Annotated in this window: 19 protein-coding genes and 2 tRNA genes; 15 read left to right on the forward strand and 6 right to left on the reverse strand. The window is 64.7% G+C overall.

Annotated features, from left to right (window positions below; genetic code table 11):
- Positions 1-88 precede the first annotated feature (88 nt).
- From V0U35_RS10470 to V0U35_RS10480, 3 genes are all read left to right on the forward strand, one after another.
- Positions 89-2,611 carry a TonB-dependent receptor gene (locus V0U35_RS10470; protein WP_330196660.1) on the forward strand — a complete coding sequence of 841 codons (2,523 nt, stop codon included), beginning with the start codon at positions 89-91 and terminating at the stop codon, positions 2,609-2,611.
- A 148-nt stretch (positions 2,612-2,759) separates the two neighbouring features.
- Entirely contained in the window at positions 2,760-3,803 is a 1,044-nt protein-coding gene (locus tag V0U35_RS10475) for an OmpA family protein (protein ID WP_330196661.1), read from the forward strand.
- Complete coding sequence (locus V0U35_RS10480) at positions 3,804-4,247, forward strand: helix-hairpin-helix domain-containing protein (RefSeq protein WP_330196662.1); 444 nt, start codon at positions 3,804-3,806, stop codon at positions 4,245-4,247. It begins immediately after the preceding gene.
- Between the two features lie 5 nt (positions 4,248-4,252).
- Here the strand turns inward: V0U35_RS10480 and V0U35_RS10485 are convergent, their stop codons facing one another.
- The 4 genes from V0U35_RS10485 to V0U35_RS10500 form a co-directional block, all read right to left on the reverse strand.
- Positions 4,253-4,738, reverse strand: a complete 486-nt coding sequence (locus V0U35_RS10485) for a CC0125/CC1285 family lipoprotein (protein ID WP_330196663.1) — start codon at positions 4,736-4,738, stop codon at positions 4,253-4,255.
- A gap of 76 nt (positions 4,739-4,814) precedes the next feature.
- On the reverse strand, positions 4,815-5,135 hold the full coding sequence (locus V0U35_RS10490) for a heavy metal-binding domain-containing protein (RefSeq protein WP_330196664.1): 321 nt from the start codon (positions 5,133-5,135) through the stop codon (positions 4,815-4,817).
- Between the two features lie 93 nt (positions 5,136-5,228).
- Positions 5,229-7,370 carry a methylmalonyl-CoA mutase gene (gene scpA / locus V0U35_RS10495; protein ID WP_330196665.1) on the reverse strand — a complete coding sequence of 714 codons (2,142 nt, stop codon included), beginning with the start codon at positions 7,368-7,370 and terminating at the stop codon, positions 5,229-5,231.
- The gene (locus V0U35_RS10500) at positions 7,370-9,151 is read right to left on the reverse strand and encodes a methylmalonyl-CoA mutase family protein (RefSeq protein ID WP_330196666.1); all 1,782 of its coding nucleotides are present in this window, start codon (positions 9,149-9,151) and stop codon (positions 7,370-7,372) included. The genes scpA and V0U35_RS10500 overlap by 1 nt, the downstream gene beginning before the upstream one ends.
- Positions 9,152-9,300: 149 nt before the next feature.
- On the opposite strand from V0U35_RS10500, the gene V0U35_RS10505 reads away from it, so the two are divergent.
- Genes V0U35_RS10505 through V0U35_RS10515 form a run of 3 tightly spaced genes read left to right on the forward strand, consistent with a single transcriptional unit; the run spans position 9,301 to position 11,529 of the window.
- On the forward strand, positions 9,301-10,803 hold the full coding sequence (locus tag V0U35_RS10505) for a DUF2793 domain-containing protein (protein ID WP_330196667.1): 1,503 nt from the start codon (positions 9,301-9,303) through the stop codon (positions 10,801-10,803).
- A 2-nt stretch (positions 10,804-10,805) separates the two neighbouring features.
- Positions 10,806-11,003 carry a hypothetical protein gene (locus tag V0U35_RS10510; RefSeq protein WP_330196668.1) on the forward strand — a complete coding sequence of 66 codons (198 nt, stop codon included), beginning with the start codon at positions 10,806-10,808 and terminating at the stop codon, positions 11,001-11,003.
- A gap of 16 nt (positions 11,004-11,019) precedes the next feature.
- Positions 11,020-11,529, forward strand: coding sequence for a hypothetical protein (locus V0U35_RS10515; RefSeq protein ID WP_330196669.1), 510 nt, complete (start codon positions 11,020-11,022; stop codon positions 11,527-11,529).
- Here the strand turns inward: V0U35_RS10515 and pip are convergent.
- Positions 11,526-12,500: a prolyl aminopeptidase gene (pip, locus tag V0U35_RS10520; RefSeq protein WP_330196670.1), complete on the reverse strand. Its 975-nt coding sequence runs from the start codon at positions 12,498-12,500 to the stop codon at positions 11,526-11,528. The two genes, V0U35_RS10515 and pip, sit on opposite strands and share 4 nt — an antisense overlap.
- A gap of 38 nt (positions 12,501-12,538) precedes the next feature.
- Positions 12,539-12,613, reverse strand: a tRNA-Thr gene (locus V0U35_RS10525).
- A gap of 286 nt (positions 12,614-12,899) precedes the next feature.
- On the opposite strand from V0U35_RS10525, the gene murA reads away from it, so the two are divergent.
- From murA to V0U35_RS10570, 9 genes are all read left to right on the forward strand, one after another.
- Entirely contained in the window at positions 12,900-14,159 is a 1,260-nt protein-coding gene (murA, locus tag V0U35_RS10530; RefSeq protein WP_330196671.1) for a UDP-N-acetylglucosamine 1-carboxyvinyltransferase, read from the forward strand.
- A gap of 35 nt (positions 14,160-14,194) precedes the next feature.
- Entirely contained in the window at positions 14,195-14,617 is a 423-nt protein-coding gene (locus tag V0U35_RS10535) for a DUF2948 family protein (RefSeq protein WP_330196672.1), read from the forward strand.
- A complete protein-coding gene (locus V0U35_RS10540; protein WP_330196673.1) occupies positions 14,614-15,093 on the forward strand; it encodes a UPF0262 family protein in 480 nt (159 codons plus the stop codon). The genes V0U35_RS10535 and V0U35_RS10540 overlap by 4 nt, the downstream gene beginning before the upstream one ends.
- A 113-nt stretch (positions 15,094-15,206) precedes the next feature.
- A complete protein-coding gene (gene infA / locus V0U35_RS10545; protein ID WP_019961978.1) occupies positions 15,207-15,425 on the forward strand; it encodes a translation initiation factor IF-1 in 219 nt (72 codons plus the stop codon).
- Positions 15,426-15,449: 24 nt separating this feature from the next.
- The gene (locus tag V0U35_RS10550) at positions 15,450-16,043 is read left to right on the forward strand and encodes a Maf family protein (protein ID WP_330196674.1); all 594 of its coding nucleotides are present in this window, start codon (positions 15,450-15,452) and stop codon (positions 16,041-16,043) included.
- Positions 16,040-17,116 (forward strand): ribonuclease E/G, encoded by a 1,077-nt coding sequence (locus tag V0U35_RS10555; RefSeq protein WP_330196675.1) that lies wholly within the window; start codon positions 16,040-16,042, stop codon positions 17,114-17,116. The genes V0U35_RS10550 and V0U35_RS10555 overlap by 4 nt, the downstream gene beginning before the upstream one ends.
- A complete protein-coding gene (locus V0U35_RS10560) occupies positions 17,113-17,307 on the forward strand; it encodes a DNA gyrase inhibitor YacG (RefSeq protein ID WP_330196676.1) in 195 nt (64 codons plus the stop codon). Before V0U35_RS10555 ends, V0U35_RS10560 begins: the two co-directional genes overlap by 4 nt.
- A 96-nt stretch (positions 17,308-17,403) precedes the next feature.
- Positions 17,404-17,479: transfer RNA gene (locus tag V0U35_RS10565), tRNA-Phe, on the forward strand.
- Positions 17,480-17,539: 60 nt separating this feature from the next.
- Positions 17,540-17,998: a hypothetical protein gene (locus V0U35_RS10570; protein WP_330196677.1), complete on the forward strand. Its 459-nt coding sequence runs from the start codon at positions 17,540-17,542 to the stop codon at positions 17,996-17,998.
- Positions 17,999-18,048: the final 50 nt, after the last annotated feature.

Below are 18,048 nucleotides of genomic sequence, written 5' to 3' on the forward strand. Positions count from 1 at the left end.
TTTTCCGGGAATGCGACATTCTCGTGACCAAGGTCCGGACAAGGGCCGCAAAAAGGCTCGGCAGTGGACCGGGTACCGGGAGGAAAACATGACGCATAAGTTTACGAAGGCCGCTTTGCTGGCGGCTGTCTCCGCAGGCGTGCTGGCGACGCCGGCACTGGCCCAGCAGACCGTGGATGTGATCACGGTCACCGCCCAGAAGCGGGAACAGGGCATCCAGGATGTGCCGATTGCCGTGACAGCGTTCAACGCCGAACTGCTGCAGAACTCGGGTGTCCGCGACATCAAGGACCTGGCCGTGATCGCGCCGGGCCTGAACGTTACCTCGACCTCCAACGAATACTCGACCACGGCGCGGATCCGCGGCGTGGGCACAGTGGGTGACAACCCGGGACTGGAATCCTCCGTCGGTATCGTCATCGATGGTGTGCCGCGTGCCCGGAACGGTGTCAGCTTCGGCGATCTGGGCGAGCTGGAACGGATCGAGGTGTTGCGCGGCCCGCAAGGCACGCTCTTCGGTGCCAACACGTCGGCCGGTCTGATCAATGTCGTCACGCAGGATCCGGAATTCGAATTCTCGGCCAATGCGGAACTGACCTACCAGACAGACGGGGCGGACGGTTACCGGGTGTCGGGCAGCGTCACCGGACCGATTGCCGAAGACGCGATCGCCTTCCGCCTCTACGGCGCGCGCGGCGACCGCGAAGGCTATCTCACGGTCCAGAATTTCGGCGGTCCGCGGACCATCACCGAAGACAATGACCAGGACTTCTTCACCATCCGGGGCCAGCTGCTTGTCAATTTCGACGACCGCGGTTCGCTCGAACTGTCCGGTGACTTCACCACCCGGGACGAGAATTGCTGCGGCGCGCCCAGCATCGTGTCCGGCCCGACCGCGGCGGCGATCAATGCGCTGGTGCCGGGCGGACGTCCGCTGCCGGGCCAGGAAGACCCGTTCAGCCGTGTTATCCAGGCCAACCGGGACACCACGCAGGACATCGATGATTCCGGCTTCCAGGCAGAGTTCAACTACGAGTTCGATGGGTTTGACCTCACGGCCATCGGCTCGATCCGGGATTACGAGCTGGTCACCGGTCAGGACACCGACTTTACCGGTGCCGATATCGTTTACCGGGACCCGTCGCTGAACTCGTTTGAGTTCTCCAACTCCACCTTTGAATTGCGCGCCAACGGACAGACCGACAATCTCGACTGGCTGGTCGGCTTCTTCTACTCGCAGGAAGACCTGACCCGCCGCGATGCCATCGTTTATGGGGCGCATTTCGAGCCCTATCTCGGCTTGATCGGCGGCGGCAATCCGGCGCTGGTGACGACGCTGGCGAACGGTCTCGGTGGTGCCTTCATTCCTGGCTACACGCCGCTGGCCCCGGGCCAAGGCGCTCCGGCCGGTGGCGGCAACAACCAGGGCGATACCTATAATCAGGACGGCAACACGTTCGCGCTCTTCACCCACAATACCTGGGCGATCGGCGAAAACACCGACCTGACTTTCGGCCTGCGTTATACCCAGACCGAGAAGAACGCCGACGCGCGCTTTTCGCCGTCCAACGTCCCGGCGTGTGATGTGTGGGAAACGGTCTTCGGCGAGGCGCTGGACTTCTCCACGCCGCAGGCACAGGCCATTCTCGCCGGCTTCTCGCAGGCCTCAGGTGTGCCGGTGCCAAGCCTGATCCAGTTCGGGACATTCACCTGCCTGCCGGGCGCGCGTGACGTCTACAGCAACATCAATTTCGACCAGACCCGGGAAGAAGATGAAATCACCGGCCTGATCTCGCTGTCGCACCGCTTCACCGACGACTTCCTTGTCTACGGTACCTATTCGCGGGGCTACAAGGCGGGCGGTTTCAACCTTGACCGCTTCACCCAGGCCGGGGCGCAACAGGTCAACTTCACCAATGTCCTGAACGGCACCGAGCAGTATCCGGCGCAATTCGAGCCGGAAATCGTCGACTCCTTCGAGCTGGGCTTTAAGACCGAAGGCTTCAACGACACGCTGTTGGCCAACCTCTACCTGTTCTATTCGGACTTCGAGACCTTCCAGCTCAACACCTTCAACGGGATCGCCTTCTTCGTGACCTCGCTGACGGAAGGGGCCTCGACCCGGGGTGCCGAACTGGAACTGCTGTGGTTCCCGGAAAATGCGCCGGGTCTGACCCTGCAAGGTGGCCTGACCTATGCCGACGCCACCTACAACTCCTTCGCGCCGACCGGCACCGCTGATGTGGACCGTCTGTCGGGCCAGAACTTCTCGCTGGCACCGGAATGGTATGCCTCGGGTGCGGTGACCTATCGCCGCGGCTTCGGCGACAACATGGAATGGCTGGCGCACCTCGATGGCCGTTACATGTCCGAGCAAAACACCGGTTCGGACCTTGATCCGGAGAAAATCCAGGACGCCTACTTCCTCTTGAATGCCCGCTTCGGAATCGGGGCGGAAGACGAATCCTGGGGGCTGGAATTCTTCGCCCGCAACCTTCTGGACGAAGACTACATCCAGGTCGGCTTCGACGGTCCCTTCCAGCCGGGTTCGTTCAACGCCTTCCTCGGTCAGCCCCGCGTGGTTGGCGTGACGCTGCGCGCGCGCCGCTAGGCCGGGAGTGCGCTGTGAAATCGGGCCGGGACCGGCATGGTCCCGGCCCTTTTTCTTGGCTGGGGTCTGGAAACCTGCCGGAAAAACGCCCACTTCCGGGCTACACTCACAGGTGGGCGACGTTGATTCGCAGATCGGGACCTAGGACATGACACCGCGCATCTGGCGCATACTGGCGGTGGCGGGCGGCGCTTTACTTCTGCTGGGGCTGTGGGGCGTCCACGCTGGCGGAGTTTCCGCTGGCCGCCTTGAAGCCCGTCTACAGCAGGCCGCCGAGGCCGCGCTGGCCGGGCGTGAGCACGGCTGGGCCGCCGTCAGCCTGAACGGTCAGACCGCAACGGTCACCGGCCAGGCCCCGAGCGATGCGGCGCGTCTCGATGCTCTGGCGGCCGTTGAGGCGGCCGAATGGGCGGGCGGCAGCTTTGCCGGCGGCGTGACGCGCGTTATCGATGACACCACCCCAACAGCGATCGACAGCGATTTCGGCTTGCGGGCCCGTGCGCTGAATGGCCGTCTGGTGATGACCGGCGAGGTCGCGACCGACACCACGCGGGACGCGCTGACGCGGTATGCCGAACGCCTGTTCCCGGCGGGCGCGGACGTTTCGCTGCAAATCGAGGCGGACACCAGCGCCGACCCGGCGTCCGAGGAAGCGGCCCGCCGCCTTCTGGCCGAACTGGCACGTCTCGACCGGGGTTCGATCGCGGTCCGGTCCAATCGCGGCGTCCTGCATGGTGTCGCCAGCAATGGTCAGACGGCCAGTTCAACCGTCCGCGGAGCGACCGATTTGCCTGATCCCGTCATTGGGGCAGCCTATATCGAAAATGGTGGGGGTGCGGCCCTGTCGGTCATCCCGGACGCCCAGGCCTGCGGCGTGCTCTTTCATGCCGCGCTGCGCGAGGGCGATGTTCAGTTTGACCCGGCGCTCGAAACTCTCGTGGACCGGTCACGCGGTCTTCTCACCAGCCTGGGGGCCATGCTGGAAACCTGCCCGGATACGCGGTTGACTGTGACCGTAGCCCGCGAAGGTGGTATCCCGCTCGATCCGCAGCGCCTGGCCGAGGCCCGGGCCGAGGCGGTCCGCGAGGCGCTGGTCTCCGGCGGTGCAGATGGCAGCCGGATCGGGACGGAAGTGGCCGAGCCGGGCGGTGCGATTGTCCGGTTTGAAACGACACAATTGGAAGGCGAATAGATGCTCTGGCTGATCTGGCAAATGTGGCTATTGCTGTTCCTGGCCTTTGGTATCGGGATCGCGGCCGGATGGCGCATCTGGTCGGGCGGTACAGGCGGCGACCGCCGGGCGCTGGTCTCGGCGCAGGAAGAAGTCTCACGTCTGCGCCGTCAGAACGATGACCTCAGCCGCTCACTCGCCGCTGCCCGCAAGGACGATGACGAGACTGTCGAGCCCGAGCCTGAAACCGAAACGCCGGTGCCCCACAACGACCTCCTGGTTATTCGCGGGCTTGGGCCGAAAGCGGCTGCGGCGCTGCGAGAAGGCGGCGTGACGTCTTTCGAACAGATCGCGGCCTGGACCGGGGACGACGTGGCGGAATGGGACGAAAAACTGAATGCGCGTGGCCGCATCACCCGTGATGACTGGGTGGGGCAGGCCAAGGCGCTGATCGACGAAGGCTGAGGCCGTCAGAGCGGCGGGACATTCGCGATCACGTCGTGCGCGTCGTAGAAGTCGGGACCATCGGGACGCGGGCCATCGCCCGTCAGAATATCCAGCGATACAGTGGTGCGCCGCACCCGGCCGGAATTGAAGCTGACGCCCAGTCCCACGCTGGACCCGCGATAGCCGCGCCCGCCAAAGCTCTGGCCCACAGATCCGCCGACACTGACCGGGCTGTCGCGGTCGCCGCGTGAATGCCGGTCGCGACCGATCACCTCGAACCAGTCGTCGCCCGCTTGCAGCGTGACCTCCGCCGCGCGGCGCAGGGCCAGGTCCTCCACCCGTCCAACGCTGACATCCGGCCCGCCGGTAAAGCCGACCCGGAAACGGTCATTCTCGATCTGGCTGTCGTGATAGCCCGGTTCGCCGCGCGCAGAGGGCGCATAGGCCGTTGGCGTGCTGGCACAGGCGGCCAGCAGGAGAGCAGGCAGGGCGATCAGATAGCGGCACATGGCGAGGCCTCCTGGACGGTCCCGCGATAGGCGGGTGACAGGAGTATACGCGATTTTGCCGCGCGATGTTCCGCTCTTATCCCGCGACCACCGCTGTGCCGCTGGCCGAGACCATCAGCATCGAGCCCTGCTCACCGATGACCTCATAGTCGAGATCGACACCGACGACGGCGTTTGCGCCGCGTTTCTGGGCTTCCTCCTGGAGTTCCCGGAGGGCGATTTCGCGTGCTTCGCGCAGGGATTTCTCATAGCTGCCCGAGCGCCCGCCAACGATGTCTCGGATGCCGGCAAAGAGATCGCGGAACAGGTGCGCGCCGAGAATGGCCTCGCCCGTGACGACGCCCTTGTATTCGCGAATGCTCTGGCCCTCGATGTTGGGCGTGGTCGTGACGATCATGGCTTCTGGTCCTTTCTGCCGCTGGGACAAAGAAGCCTAACCGGCCCACAGAATGATCACAGAGGGACGCGCTGCGGCACGATCCCGGACGATCTAGCCGTCGTCCTCGATGCCGAGTTTCTCCAGCATTTCCAGGGCCGTACGGGCGATGATGGCCCCGGGCGGGAAGACCGCCCGCGCGCCCATCTGGCGCAGGACAGGTACGTCTTCGGGCGGCACGACACCGCCGACGACGATCAGCGTGTCACTGCGTCCCCGGTCGACCAGCGCGTTGCGCAACTCGGGAACCAGCGTGAGGTGACCGGCCGCGAGCGAGGACGCGGCGACGATGTCGACATCGGCTTTCGCCGCATCGTCGGCGGCTTCGGAGGGCGTCTGGAAGAGCGGGCCGATATGAACCTCCCACCCCAGATCGCCGAGCGCGGAGGCGACGACCTTCTGGCCGCGGTCGTGACCGTCCTGGCCCATTTTCGCGATATAGATCCGCGGCTTGCGGCCATGCTTGCCGGAGAATGTCGTTGCGCGCTGACGGGCGGCCTCGATCCACTCGTCCTGCCCTGCGGCTTCGAGATAAACGCCCTTCACCCCGTCCGGCTCGGCGACATGGCGGCCCCACGCGGTCTCCAGTGCGGTCGAAATTTCCCCGACGGTGGCATGGGCGCGAGCAGCCTCGACAGCCAGCGCGAGAAGATTGCCCTTGCCGCTGCGCGCCGCCTCGGTGAGGGCCTCGAGCGCGCTCTCAACCGCGTCATCCTTCCGGTTGGCCCGGAGCGCGCGAAGCTTTTCGATCTGCTCGCGACGCACACGGGCATTGTCGACTTTCAGGACCGGGACATCCTCCTCTTCGTCGAGGCGGAACTTGTTCACGCCGACGATGGTCTGCTTGCCGGAATCGATGCGCGCCTGGGTGCGGGCCGCAGCCTCCTCGATGCGCAGTTTCGGCGTACCTTCGTCAATCGCGCGCGCCATGCCGCCCAGACGGTCGGTTTCCTCGATATGCGCCAGCGCGCGCGCGGCGAGGTCATGCGTCAGGCGCTCGACATAATGGCTGCCACCCCACGGATCGATCGCGTCGCAGAGCTTGGCCTCGGTCGCCAGCAGGAGCTGCGTATTCCGGGCGATACGCGCGGAAAAATCCGTCGGCAGGGCCAGCGCTTCGTCGAGCGAATTGGTGTGCAGCGACTGGGTATGACCATCGACGGCGGCGATGGCTTCGAGCGCCGTCCGCCCGACATTGTTAAAGACGTCCTGGGCGGTCAGCGACCAGCCGGAGGTCTGGCAGTGGGTGCGCAAAGAGAGCGACTTGTCGCTCTTCGGTGCAAAACGGTCCTTCACCAGCCGCGCCCACAGAAGCCGCGCGGCGCGCAGCTTGGCGATCTCCATGAAGACGTTCATGCCGATGCCGAAGAAGAAGGAGAGCCGCGGCGCGAAGGCGTCGACATCGAGCCCCGCCTCGACCCCGGCTTTGATGTATTCGAGGCCGTCGGCAATCGTGTAGGCGAGCTCCAGATCGGCGGGCGCGCCCGCTTCCTGCATGTGATAGCCGGAGATCGAGATCGAATTGAATTTCGGCATATTTTCAGCCGTGTAGGCGAAAATGTCCGAGACGATCCGCATCGAGTGCGCAGGGGGATAGATATAGGTGTTGCGCACCATGAATTCTTTGAGGATGTCGTTCTGGATGGTGCCCGACAGCTTCTCCGGGCTGACGCCCTGTTCCTCGCCCGCGACAATGAAGAGCGCCAGGATCGGCAGGACCGCGCCATTCATCGTCATCGACACGCTCATCCGGTCGAGCGGAATCCCGTCGAACAGCTCGCGCATGTCGAGAATGGAATCGATGGCCACGCCCGCCATGCCGACATCGCCGGTGACGCGTTCGTGGTCACTGTCATAGCCACGGTGCGTGGCGAGATCGAACGCGACCGAAAGGCCTTTCTGTCCAGCGGCGAGATTGCGCCGGTAGAAGGCGTTGGAATCCTTTGCGGTGGAGAAACCGGCATACTGACGGATCGTCCAGGGCCGCTGGAGATACATCGTCGGGTAGGGCCCGCGCAGGAATGGTGCCTTGCCAGGTACGCCGCCGATGAAATCCAGCCCTTCGGTACTGTCGGGACCGTAGGCGGGCGCTATGGCGATGCCTTCGGCAGTCATGGACTCGCGGCCCTCCGGCAGAGCGGCGGTGTCCAGTGTGTCGGGAAGGGCAATATTGGCGAAGTCAGGGAAGCGGCTCATCACGCAATCTCCAGCACGGCGTGGGCGGCGTCGGCGTCGTCGAGCGAATGGCTCTTCATGTGGATGAAATGATCCACCTCTGTGAAGTCCGGATCGGGCGCGCCCGCCAGCCAGACGGCTGTCGCGCCGGCTTCCTTGAGGGCCGCGGCCGTTTCGTTGGCCGCCTCGCCATAGGCTGCATCCGTGCCGCACAGGACGGCGAGCGGTGAACCGGATTTCTTGAAAGTCGCGATCAGCGCGTCACGGGTTTCGTAGGGCGCGGCTTCGCTCACGGCGAGCCCGGCCACGGCGAGCCGCCCGGCCGCAAAGGTCGCGCGGGCGTTGAAATCAGCGAGCGTGCCAAGCGTGGCAAGGAAGACGGTCCGCTTGTCCTTCGCCGCTGTGCTGCTCCGTGCGTGCCGCGCTTCGAAGGGTTCGGCGATTCGGACCGGTGCGAAGGGTGAGGGCGGCAGGTTGGCCTGCCAGTCCGTATCGGCGGCCAGGATCGGTTTCACATCGGCCGGAACGAATTGGCTGACACCGACCAGCGTGTCCCGGCCCGTCGCATGCCGTTCGATCAGGGCCGCATGGGCCGCAGCAATCTCCCCGGCAAACGGGCCTCCTGACACCGCTGCGTCGTAGCCGCCATCGCCTTCCAGTATGCGGAACTGCTCCCACGCTGCCTTGGCGAGTGACTCGGTGAGCGTCTCGTGGAGGAAGCTGCCACCGGCCGGATCGGCGACGCGGCCAATGCCGGATTCTTCCTGCAGCATAATGTGGAGATTGCGCGCCAGACGGCGGCCAAAGGCACTCGGACGGCCTATTGCATCGGTTAGCGGACGAACGGTCAGCGCATCCACGCTGGCGCACCCGGCGGCGAAACCGGCCGTCGCGGTGCGAATGAGATTGGTCCACGGGTCGCTGGCAGAGAGCGTGCGGAAGGAGGTGACCGCCCGGATGCGGGGGCGGCGATGCTCGGAGGAGACACCGAATTGTTCGAGAATGGCGGCGAAGATGCGCCGGGCGGCCCGGATTTTGGCGATGCCGCCGTGAATGTCGGCATCGACGGCGAGTGTGACACCGATCCGCTGGGCGGCCAGGTCTGCGGAAAGACCCGATTCCATCAGGCCGCGCATTGCCCGGTTCAGCCCGGCCGCGGCAAAGGCAAGTTCCTGGACTTCCGTCCCGCCCGCATCATGTATGGCGCGGGCATCAACCAGGTGGGTTTCGATACCCGGCAAGGCGTCGCCAAGCCGCGCGGCCAGCGCGTAGCCATCGGCATCAGTCGGCGTGAGGCCCAGTCCGCCTCTCAATTCGCCGGAGGTTTTGCGGGCTGCTTCGAGCAGCGGCAAGATGTGTTCGGCGATGTCCGGCGTCGTTCCTGCGTCGAGAAAGACCGGGGCGAGCACGATATCGACCCCGTCCAGCAGACGGGCTGCATCCGACACCGACTTGACGGCGATGCCGTGCTTGCCGGACGGATCAATCTTCAGGACAAGATCACTGACGCCACCGGCAAGGTCCTCCAGAATGGCCGAATTCGCGGTTTCCGGATCGGCGTCAGAAAAGCCTTGCGCGATGCCCCAGGGCCGATACGGATCGACCGCCGCGGGCAGGGCGGTAAGGGGGCGAGGGGCCTTGGTCTCGAAGAAGACCGGCCCGCGCGCCAGTCCGCCCTGTGTCTGGCGGATGAGCGTGCGCTGAAAATCCCGGTCGCCGATAGCTCTTTGGGCCAGCGCCTGCCATTCCGCCGGGGTGAAAGTCTCGAAATCCCCGGCAAGGTCGCGGATTGGTCCGCTCATCGCTTCGTCCTCATCATTGCACAATCGGCTTGCGGCTGCGGTTAGCACCACCCGACCCTACACGGCAATGCGCGGGGATAGTCCGCAAAGCATCCCCGGTCGGCCCCGGCAAGGCTAGCGTTCCGGGGATAGCGGACCAGGACAATGCCATGCCTATCGAGACGACGGCCAATCTTTCACTGGATTACCTCATGCCGGCGCAGGCCCAGAAGCATGTGACGGTCAATGAGAGCCTCCGCCGGCTCGATGCGCTGGTCCAGATGAGTGCGGCCAGCCGCTCGACCACTGCCCAGCCCGCGACACCGGAGGACGGTGCCGTCTACATCCTGCCGGACAGCGCGACGGGCTCGGCCTGGGATAGTCACCCCGACGGCACGCTCGCCTATTTCCGCGATGGCGAATGGGAGATGCTGGAACCGGGCCCAGGCTGGCGGGCCTATGTCGCCGATGAAAACCGGATGCTCGTCTTTGATGGTAACACCTGGATCGAGACGGCGAGCCTCGCCACCGAATTCCATAACCTCGCGAGGCTCGGTATCGGCACAGGCGCGGACGCGGCCAATCCCTTTTCCGCAAAGCTGAACGCGGCGCTGTGGACCGCCCAGTCGTCCGGCGAGGGCGGGACCGGCGACCTGCGCTACGTCCTGAACAAGGAGACGGCTGAGAACGTCCTCTCGCTCCTGTTCCAGTCGGGCTGGTCGGGCCGCGCCGAGGTCGGCCTTGTCGGGGATGACAATCTCGGTGTGAAGGTCAGCGCCGACGGATCGGCCTGGCTGCAGGCCCTCGCCATCGACCGGAGCACGGGCCGGGTCAGCGCCGGCCTTGGTCTGGACACCGCCGCGCTGAATGGCGGGCCGCTGGGCGGGCTGCGCAACACGGTCATCAATGGCGGATTCGACGTCTGGGCGCGTGGCGACAGCCAGTCCGCGAGCGGTTTCGGTTCCGCCGACCGGTTCAGTTTTGTCTCCGACGATGCCGGGTTCGCGGTCTCGCGCGAGGCTCTGGATCCCGGGGAGATCAACGCACCGCTGTCGAGCTTTGTCCGGATAGACAAGCCGAACGCGGGCTCGTTCGCCTATTTCCAGCAGCGCATCGAGTCCGTTTGCGCGCTGGAGAACACCGACGTGACGCTGTCCTTCTGGGCGCGTTCTGCGAACGGTTCGGCAATCAATGATATCGGCCTCTATCAGGACTTCGGCAGCGGCGGATCGGCGAAAGTCTTCAACACGTTCGACACATCAATCGCACTGACGACGGACTGGCAACGGATTTCCCGAACCCTGGAACTGCCGTCCATCGCCGGCAAGACGACCGGCGCAGGCAACAACCTCCAGCTCTTTTTCAACCTCTTCCCGGTCGCCGCGGCTAGTGGGTCCATCGACATTGCGGGAATCCAGCTGGAACGTGGAGCCCGCATGACCCCGTTCGAATCCCGTCCGCTGGCGCTCGAAACCGCGCTCTGCCGCCGGTATTTCCAGACCCTGACGGCGCAGTCGGAAAACGGCAGCCGCCATGTCGCGCTTGCCGGATTGCGGGCCGCGCCGACTCTTTCGCTGTCCGCCGGATCAGCGAGCGCCGCAACCGCAGACGGGTTTGAGCTCAGTCACACGAGCGCCACCGCCATCACAATCGAAGCCGACGCGGAGATCTGATCATGAGGCAATTCCAGGCCGCACGCTGGACCGATGACGGGCAAACGCTGGTCGAAGCCGTCCGCACCGATGGCCAGACCGTTTTCATCCCGGCCGATCTGCAGAACCGGGACTACCGCTCGCTGATCCATGGCGATCCGGAATCGCCCGGCCAGCCGGCCATCGCGCCACTCGACATCCAGCCTCCGCATTCCTCCTGACCGCAAGGTGACCGATATGGACTTGTTTGAACTTGGCAGCTCGGCCGCGACCGGCGGTCTCCTGGGCATGGTCGGCACCGCGATGGGCCGCGTCGCGGGCTACTTCGAAGCCCGGCAGGCCAATGCCCATGAACGCGAACGCTGGCAGCACGAACGGACGCTACAGGCCGGGGAGGCCGAACACGCAGCCCGGCGCAGCGATGTCGAGCACGCGCACGACCGCCAGATGGCATCTTATGAAGGCCTGAGTGAAAGCCTGCGGGCCGAGGCATCTCTTGGCGAGGCCTATCGCTGGGTCAATGCCATTCGGGCTTTGGTTCGCCCGATCCTCACGCCCATCCTCTGGGCCGTCTATCTGGTCGTCTTTTTCGCTATCATTGAGGGCAATGCCCGCAACTTCCTCTCGGCGGACGCGCAGGACGAATTCATCGGCTATTTCATCGCCAATATCGCTTTTGCCGCGTCGGCGGCGACACTGTGGTGGTTCGGGGACCGGGCCCTGCCGCCGCGCGACGGACGCCGTTAGGCGAGGCGGGACAGCGCCGCAATCAGCGCCGGATAGACGGCTTCCGTCATGGCGTGGCCATTTCCGGCAATCATGGTCAGGCGGGCCTGCGGACAGGCCTGGGCCAGGTGCCAGGCGGCGCGCGGCGGACAGACCATGTCCTGCCGGCTTTGGATGATCTCCATCGGAATGGACGCCAGCCGGTCTGCATTCGCCAGAAGCTGGCCCTCGGCGAGAAAGCAGTCGTTCGCGAAATAGTGCGCCTCGATAAGCGAGTGCGAGACGACATAGTCCTTGCCCCGTGCGGCCATGCTCGTGCGGGCGGTGTCCGCTGAACACGCCAGCCAGGACAGGCGCTCCTCATATTCCGTCCAGCGGTAGAGCGCCGAACGCCGCAGGTCGTCGATATCGGCACTGGCATCGCCCAGCCGGTCGAGGATCGGTGCGCCACCCTCGGCCTCGCGGCGCATCGCGTCGAGATACCAGTCGCGAACCTGCTTGGCTGTCGCCCTGAATCCCTCCGGCACCGGAGCGATGAAGTCAGCCCAGGCGTCGGGATGGAATCGTGGAGCGCCGTCTTCACTATGCCACCAATCGGTTTCTGATCGCGTGGCCAGATAGACGCCTTCAACCAGCAGGCCCGAGACGCGTTCAGGATGCGCTTCAGCGTAGGCGATGGCGAGTGTTGAGCCCCAGGACGGACCGGCGACAATCCACCGCTCATGCCCCGCCATTTCCCGCAGGGATTCGATATCGGCGATCAGGTCTGAGGTCGTGTTGGCATCGAGTCCCGCCTTCGGTGTCGAGCGCCCGCTGCCGCGCTGATCAAACAGGGTGAGGTCGAAGATGTCCGGGTCAAAATAGCGCCTGTGGGTCGGTGTGCATCCCGATCCCGGCCCGCCATGAAGGAACACTGCGGGTACACCACCCGCCTTGCCGCTGCGTTCCCAATAGATCGAATGCCCGCCGCTGACGGGGGTCAGTCCGGCCATCTGGGGATGTATGTCTGGAAAAAGGGTCATGAGGGGGATGGTGCCGCAAGGCAGGATTGAACTGCCGACCTCGTCATTACCAATGACGCGCTCTACCACTGAGCTACTGCGGCCCACTCTCGAGGATGCGGCGTATAACGCAAGCCTTCCCTCGCGCCAAGTGCTCCTTGACGTTCGTTGCAGACAACCCCATCACCAAGTCCATGACAGACAAATCCTCAAACCCGCCTGGCCGGGGGTCGAAGGCTCCTGGTGCCGAACGCGAGGCGCGGCTTGCCGAAGCGCTGCGCGCCAATCTGCGGCGGCGAAAAGCGGCATCAAAAACCAAGAAGCCGCCACAATGACACCTGTTTCCCCGGTCTATGCTGGGGTCTTCGACACACTTGGGAAAGCCAGTTAATGGATCGCATTCACGTTCGCGGGGGCAACCCGCTCAACGGACACATTCCGATTTCCGGGGCGAAGAATTCCGCCCTAAAACTGATGGCCGCCGCGCTTTTGACCGACGAGCCGGTCACGCTGTCGCGCATGCCTGACCTCGCTGACACGCGATTCCTGTCGCAATTGCTGCAGCATCTCGGTGCCGACGTTGAGCGCGGCGAGGGCACGCTCCGGATTCATGTCGGCGACCTTGCCGGTACCGAAGCCCCCTATGATCTCGTGCGGAAGATGCGCGCAAGTTTCAACGTGCTGGGGCCGATCCTGGCGCGCGCAGGCAAGGCCCGCGTTTCCCTGCCCGGTGGCTGTGCCATTGGAGCGCGGCCGGTCGACCTGCACCTGAAGGCGTTGAAAGCGCTGGGGGCGGCCATCGAGGTCGAGGACGGCTATGTCGTGGCCTCAGCCCCGAATGGCCTGAAGGGCGGCATCGTCGATTTCCCCTTCGTCTCGGTTGGTGCGACCGAACACGCCATGCTCGCCGCGACGCTGGCCAAGGGTGAGACGGTGCTGAAGAACACGGCCTGCGAGCCGGAAATTGCCGATCTCGCCGATTGCCTCAACAAGATGGGCGCGCGGGTCAGCGGTGCGGGCACCTCGACCATCGTCATCAATGGCGTCGATCGCCTGGCCGGTTGCGAACATCCGGTCGTCGCCGACCGGATCGAGGCCGGGACGTATGCGCTGGCCGCCGCGTCGGCGGGCGGTGATGTCACGCTGGAGGGGGCCGAACAGGGCCACAACGAAGCGCTGTGGTCGGCGATGGCCTCGGCGGGTGTCGAGGTGACGGCGGTCGAAGGCGGTATGCGCATTCGCCGCAATGGCACGCCGATCAAGCCGGTCGACATCGTCACCGAACCCTATCCGGGCTTTGCCACCGACCTGCAGGCGCAATTCATGGCGCTGATGGCGTTGGCGAAAGGCGAATGCACGATCCGCGAGACGATTTTCGAGAACCGCTTCATGCACGCGCCGGAACTGGCGCGGATGGGCGCGGATATCACGGTACGCGGCAGCACGGCGCTGGTGAACGGCGTCGACAAGCTGACCGGCGCGCAGGTGATGGCGACGGACTTGCGTGCGTCGGTCTGTCTCATTATCGCGGGGCTTGCCGCGCGCGGTGAAACCGTGGTCAACCGGGTCTATCATCTCGATCGCGGATTCGAGCATCTCGAACGCAAGCTCGCCGCCTGCGGCGCGGATGTCGAACGGCGATCAGACTAGGGACGGACGACGCTTTGGGACCGGATTTCAAACCCTTGCGGCTCGCGGCCGAGGACGCTGACGATCTGCCGGTGCTGTCTGCGGCACTGCAGGATGCCGTGTGCAAGGTCGCGGACCTGTCTTTCAAGCCCGGTGCGCGGCGATTCACGCTCGCGGTCAACCGCTATCTCTGGGAAGCGGGCCGGAAGGGGAAGGGCTGGCGCACGCGCAGCGCGCTCGATATCGGCGGCGTGCTGGACGCGAAATTCACACGGCTGCGCCGCGATGCACCCGACGCCGTCCTGTCGCTACTCTCGGTCAATTTCGAGCCCGGCGAAGCACCCGGCGGCTGGATCACACTGACCTTCTCTGGTGGCGGTGCGGTACGCCTGGAGGTCGAATGCGTGGACGCCTTGCTGGCCGATCTTGCCCAGCCCTGGCCGGCGGCACGGCGACCGAATCACCCGGACACGGCATGAGCGAAGACGAGCGCATATCCGCCCTTGAACTGAGCGGCTTCGGGGCCTTGTCCGAAACCCAGGCCGACCATGACCGGCGGATCGCGATCAATGACCTGCTCGATTCCAACCGCTTCGCGCCCGACGGCCTGAATGCCGGTCCCTATGCCGTCCGCCTCGCCATCGAGGAGGGTCGCCTGCACATCGAGGTGAAAGGCGAGGACGGTGATGTCCTGCGCTCGCACATCTTTTCGATGGGGCCGTTCAGGGGCGTGTATAAAGACTATTTCATGATTTGCGACAGCTATAACGACGCGGTCCGGGATGCCTCGCTGGCGCAGATCGAGGCGATCGATATGGGCCGCCGCGGCATCCACAATGAGGGGTCCGAACTGCTGCGCGAGCGCCTCGAAGGCAAGATCGCGGTGGACTTCGAGACCGCCCGGCGCCTCTTCACCCTAATCGGATCGCTGCACCGGCGCGCCGGCGGCGCGTGACGGCCTGCACAATCAAGCCTCGACGCGGGCGGGCATAAGGGCCTATATACGCGCCAGTTCGGGCGGGCAGGGATGCCGGCCTCATTCAACGTGCCTGTACCAAGAGGAGCCGTATGGCGAAGGAAGAGTTACTCGAATTTCCCGGAGAGGTGACGGAATTGCTTCCGAACGCCACCTTCCGCGTGAAGCTGGAAAATGATCACGAGATCATTGCGCACACCGCTGGCAAGATGCGCAAGAACCGCATCCGCGTTCTGGCGGGCGACAAGGTGCTGGTCGAAATGACACCCTACGACCTGACCAAGGGACGTATCACCTATCGCTTCAAGTAAGGCCGTGAGGCGCGGAGCGCGACAATGACAGCGACCCGTCCGCGCCTCGTTCTGGCCAGCGCCTCGCCGCGGCGTCTCGAATTGCTGCGGCGGATTGGCGTTGAACCCGATGCTGTCCATCCCACCGATATTGACGAAAGCGAGATCCCCGGCGAATTGCCGCGCCAGATAGCGCTGCGTCTTGCTTGTTCCAAGGCCGACGCTGTCGACCATGGCGACGCGCTGGTTCTGGGCTCTGACACGGTTGTCGCGCGCGGCCGCCGTACGCTGCCCAAGGCCGAAACCGAGGCCGAGGCTGACGCCTGCCTGCGCCTGCTCTCCGGGGCGTCGCACCGCGTCTGGACCGGCGTGGCGCTGAAAAGCCCGGATGGCACGATGGCATCGCGCGTGGTCGAAACGCGGATCAAATTCAAACGCCTGTCAGAAACCGAAATCGCGGCCTATCTCGATTCCGGCGAATGGCAGGGCAAGGCCGGCGGTTATGGCGTGCAGGGGCTGGCCGAAGCCTTTGTGACCAGCCTCCAGGGCTCCTATTCCGGTGTCATGGGCCTGCCACTGCACGAAACCGCGCAGATGCTGACCGGGATGGGCTATCCGGTCTTCGGGGGCCGGACATGAACCGCACAATCGTCGTGGAAGATGCCATCGGCGAAACCCGTGCCGCCCTGATCGAGGATGGCCGTGTCGCTGAGCTTCACATCGACCGCTGGAGCGCGCGGGAGAGCTGCGCCGCCGCCGGTGCGGTCTATCTGGGCCGTGTGCGCCGCGTGGATGGCAGTCTCAATGCCGCCTTCGTCGATCTCGGCGTGGGTCCCGACGGCTTTCTGCCCTTCGGCAAGGCCGGACGGCCGGCCGGGTTTCACGAGGGCGCGGCCTGGCCGGTCGAAGTCACGCGCGAAGCGCATGCCGAGAAGGGGCCGACGCTGGCGAGCGTCGAAGCCGAGGCAAGCGGCGACGCGCCGCGGCTGCTGACCCCAGCCCTGCCGCTCGCCGACCGCCTGGCAGCGCGCTATCCCGACGCCAAGGGGCTCTGGGCCGATGAAAGCGACATTGATCTCGATGCCGAGATCGAGGCCGCGCTCTCGGTAACGGCTGACATCCCCGGCGGCGGACGCCTGATCATCGAGAAAACCGCAGCCCTGACCGCCATCGATGTCGATGCGGCCGGGCGTACCGCGCAGGGCGGGGCGCAGAAGCTCGCCGCTGACCTCAATCGCTCGGCGGCCAAGGAAGCCGCACGCCAGATCCGCCTGCGGGGGCTGGGCGGTATCGTCGCCATTGATTTTGTTCACATGCGCGACCGCAAGGCCCGCACCGAGGTCGAACAGGCGCTGCGCCGCACCTTCAAGCGCGACCCGGCCCGCGTCGATGTTGCGCCCATGTCGCCCTTCGGCATTGTCGAGCTCGCCCGCCAGCGCACCGGCCGCTCGCTGTCTGAAATCCTGCTTGATGACTCCGGCGCGCCCACGGTTGAGACTTGCGCCCTGCGCGCCCTTCATCGCCTCGAAGCCGAGGGCCGCGCCAATCGCCGCAGCCGCCTCCGCCTCACACTTGCCTTGGAGGTCTCGGACTGGTTGAACAGTCATGCCGATCTCTGGCACGGCGCACTGACCGACCGGATCGGCCCGCGTTTCGATGTCGTGGCCCGGGACGGCGCACCGCGCGAAACCGCTGAAGTGAGCACGGCATGAGCAAACCGAAGAAACGCCCGGCCTGCCCGATCTGTGGCGAGCCGTCGAACGCCAAAATCAAACCCTTCTGCTCGGTCAAATGCGCCGATATCGATCTCGGGAAATGGTTTTCCGGGGCCTATGTCGTGCCCGGCGAACCGGTCGACCCCGAAGCGCTTCCGCCGGGCTCTGGCGAGCCGGACGAGGACTGATTGACGGCGCTGATTTTCGGGCGTGGACAGGCGCGCGGACGCGCCCTATAAACCGCCCTCCAACGCGCGGGAGTCGACTGTCTCCTGCCGCCCGGTGCCCGGGTAGCTCAGTTGGTAGAGCAGCGGATTGAAAATCCGCGTGTCGGTGGTTCGAATCCGCCCCCGGGCACCATTTTCTTGTCATTGATGGCCATCCCTATCAAAGTTGGACTTGCTTTGAAGGAGTTGGCAGGTGAGGAAACTCAGGTGGAACGATCCTCCGCGCGACCCTGATCCGCTCAAAGTCAGGCTTGATGACCGTGAATGGGCGATAGACGATCCAAAACGGCCCAAATCCGAGTTGCGGCTTCTCCGAGAAAGGCGTGACCGCGCTCGAAAGCGGGTGCTACGGCTTCGCAAAAACAAAAGTGAAGAATTGTCTCGCGCGCTTCAAAAGCGTCAATCCGTGGCAAAACGGCTATTTCGAATCCGCCGCAAAGGAATTGGTGGCCCTGAACTTCAGCGGCTTGAAGATGCCGACAGGAAGGCGCGCGATAGTTTACGGCAGATCAGGTTATTGCATGTATCTCCTGACCACCCAATCAATTTGGCGATTGCGTCGGAGAAGGCCAAGTTGTCTGAAATCGAGGCGATCTTGGAAAAGGCCAATGAAAGGAAGGCTGGGGGTGAGGACGATTCTCCAACCTGCTAGCAAGATCCAGATATATCTCAGGTGCAATCTACTGATCCGAAAATTACGAA

The organism is Hyphobacterium marinum, from assembly GCF_036330325.1.
Taxonomy (GTDB): domain Bacteria; phylum Pseudomonadota; class Alphaproteobacteria; order Caulobacterales; family Maricaulaceae; genus Hyphobacterium; species Hyphobacterium marinum.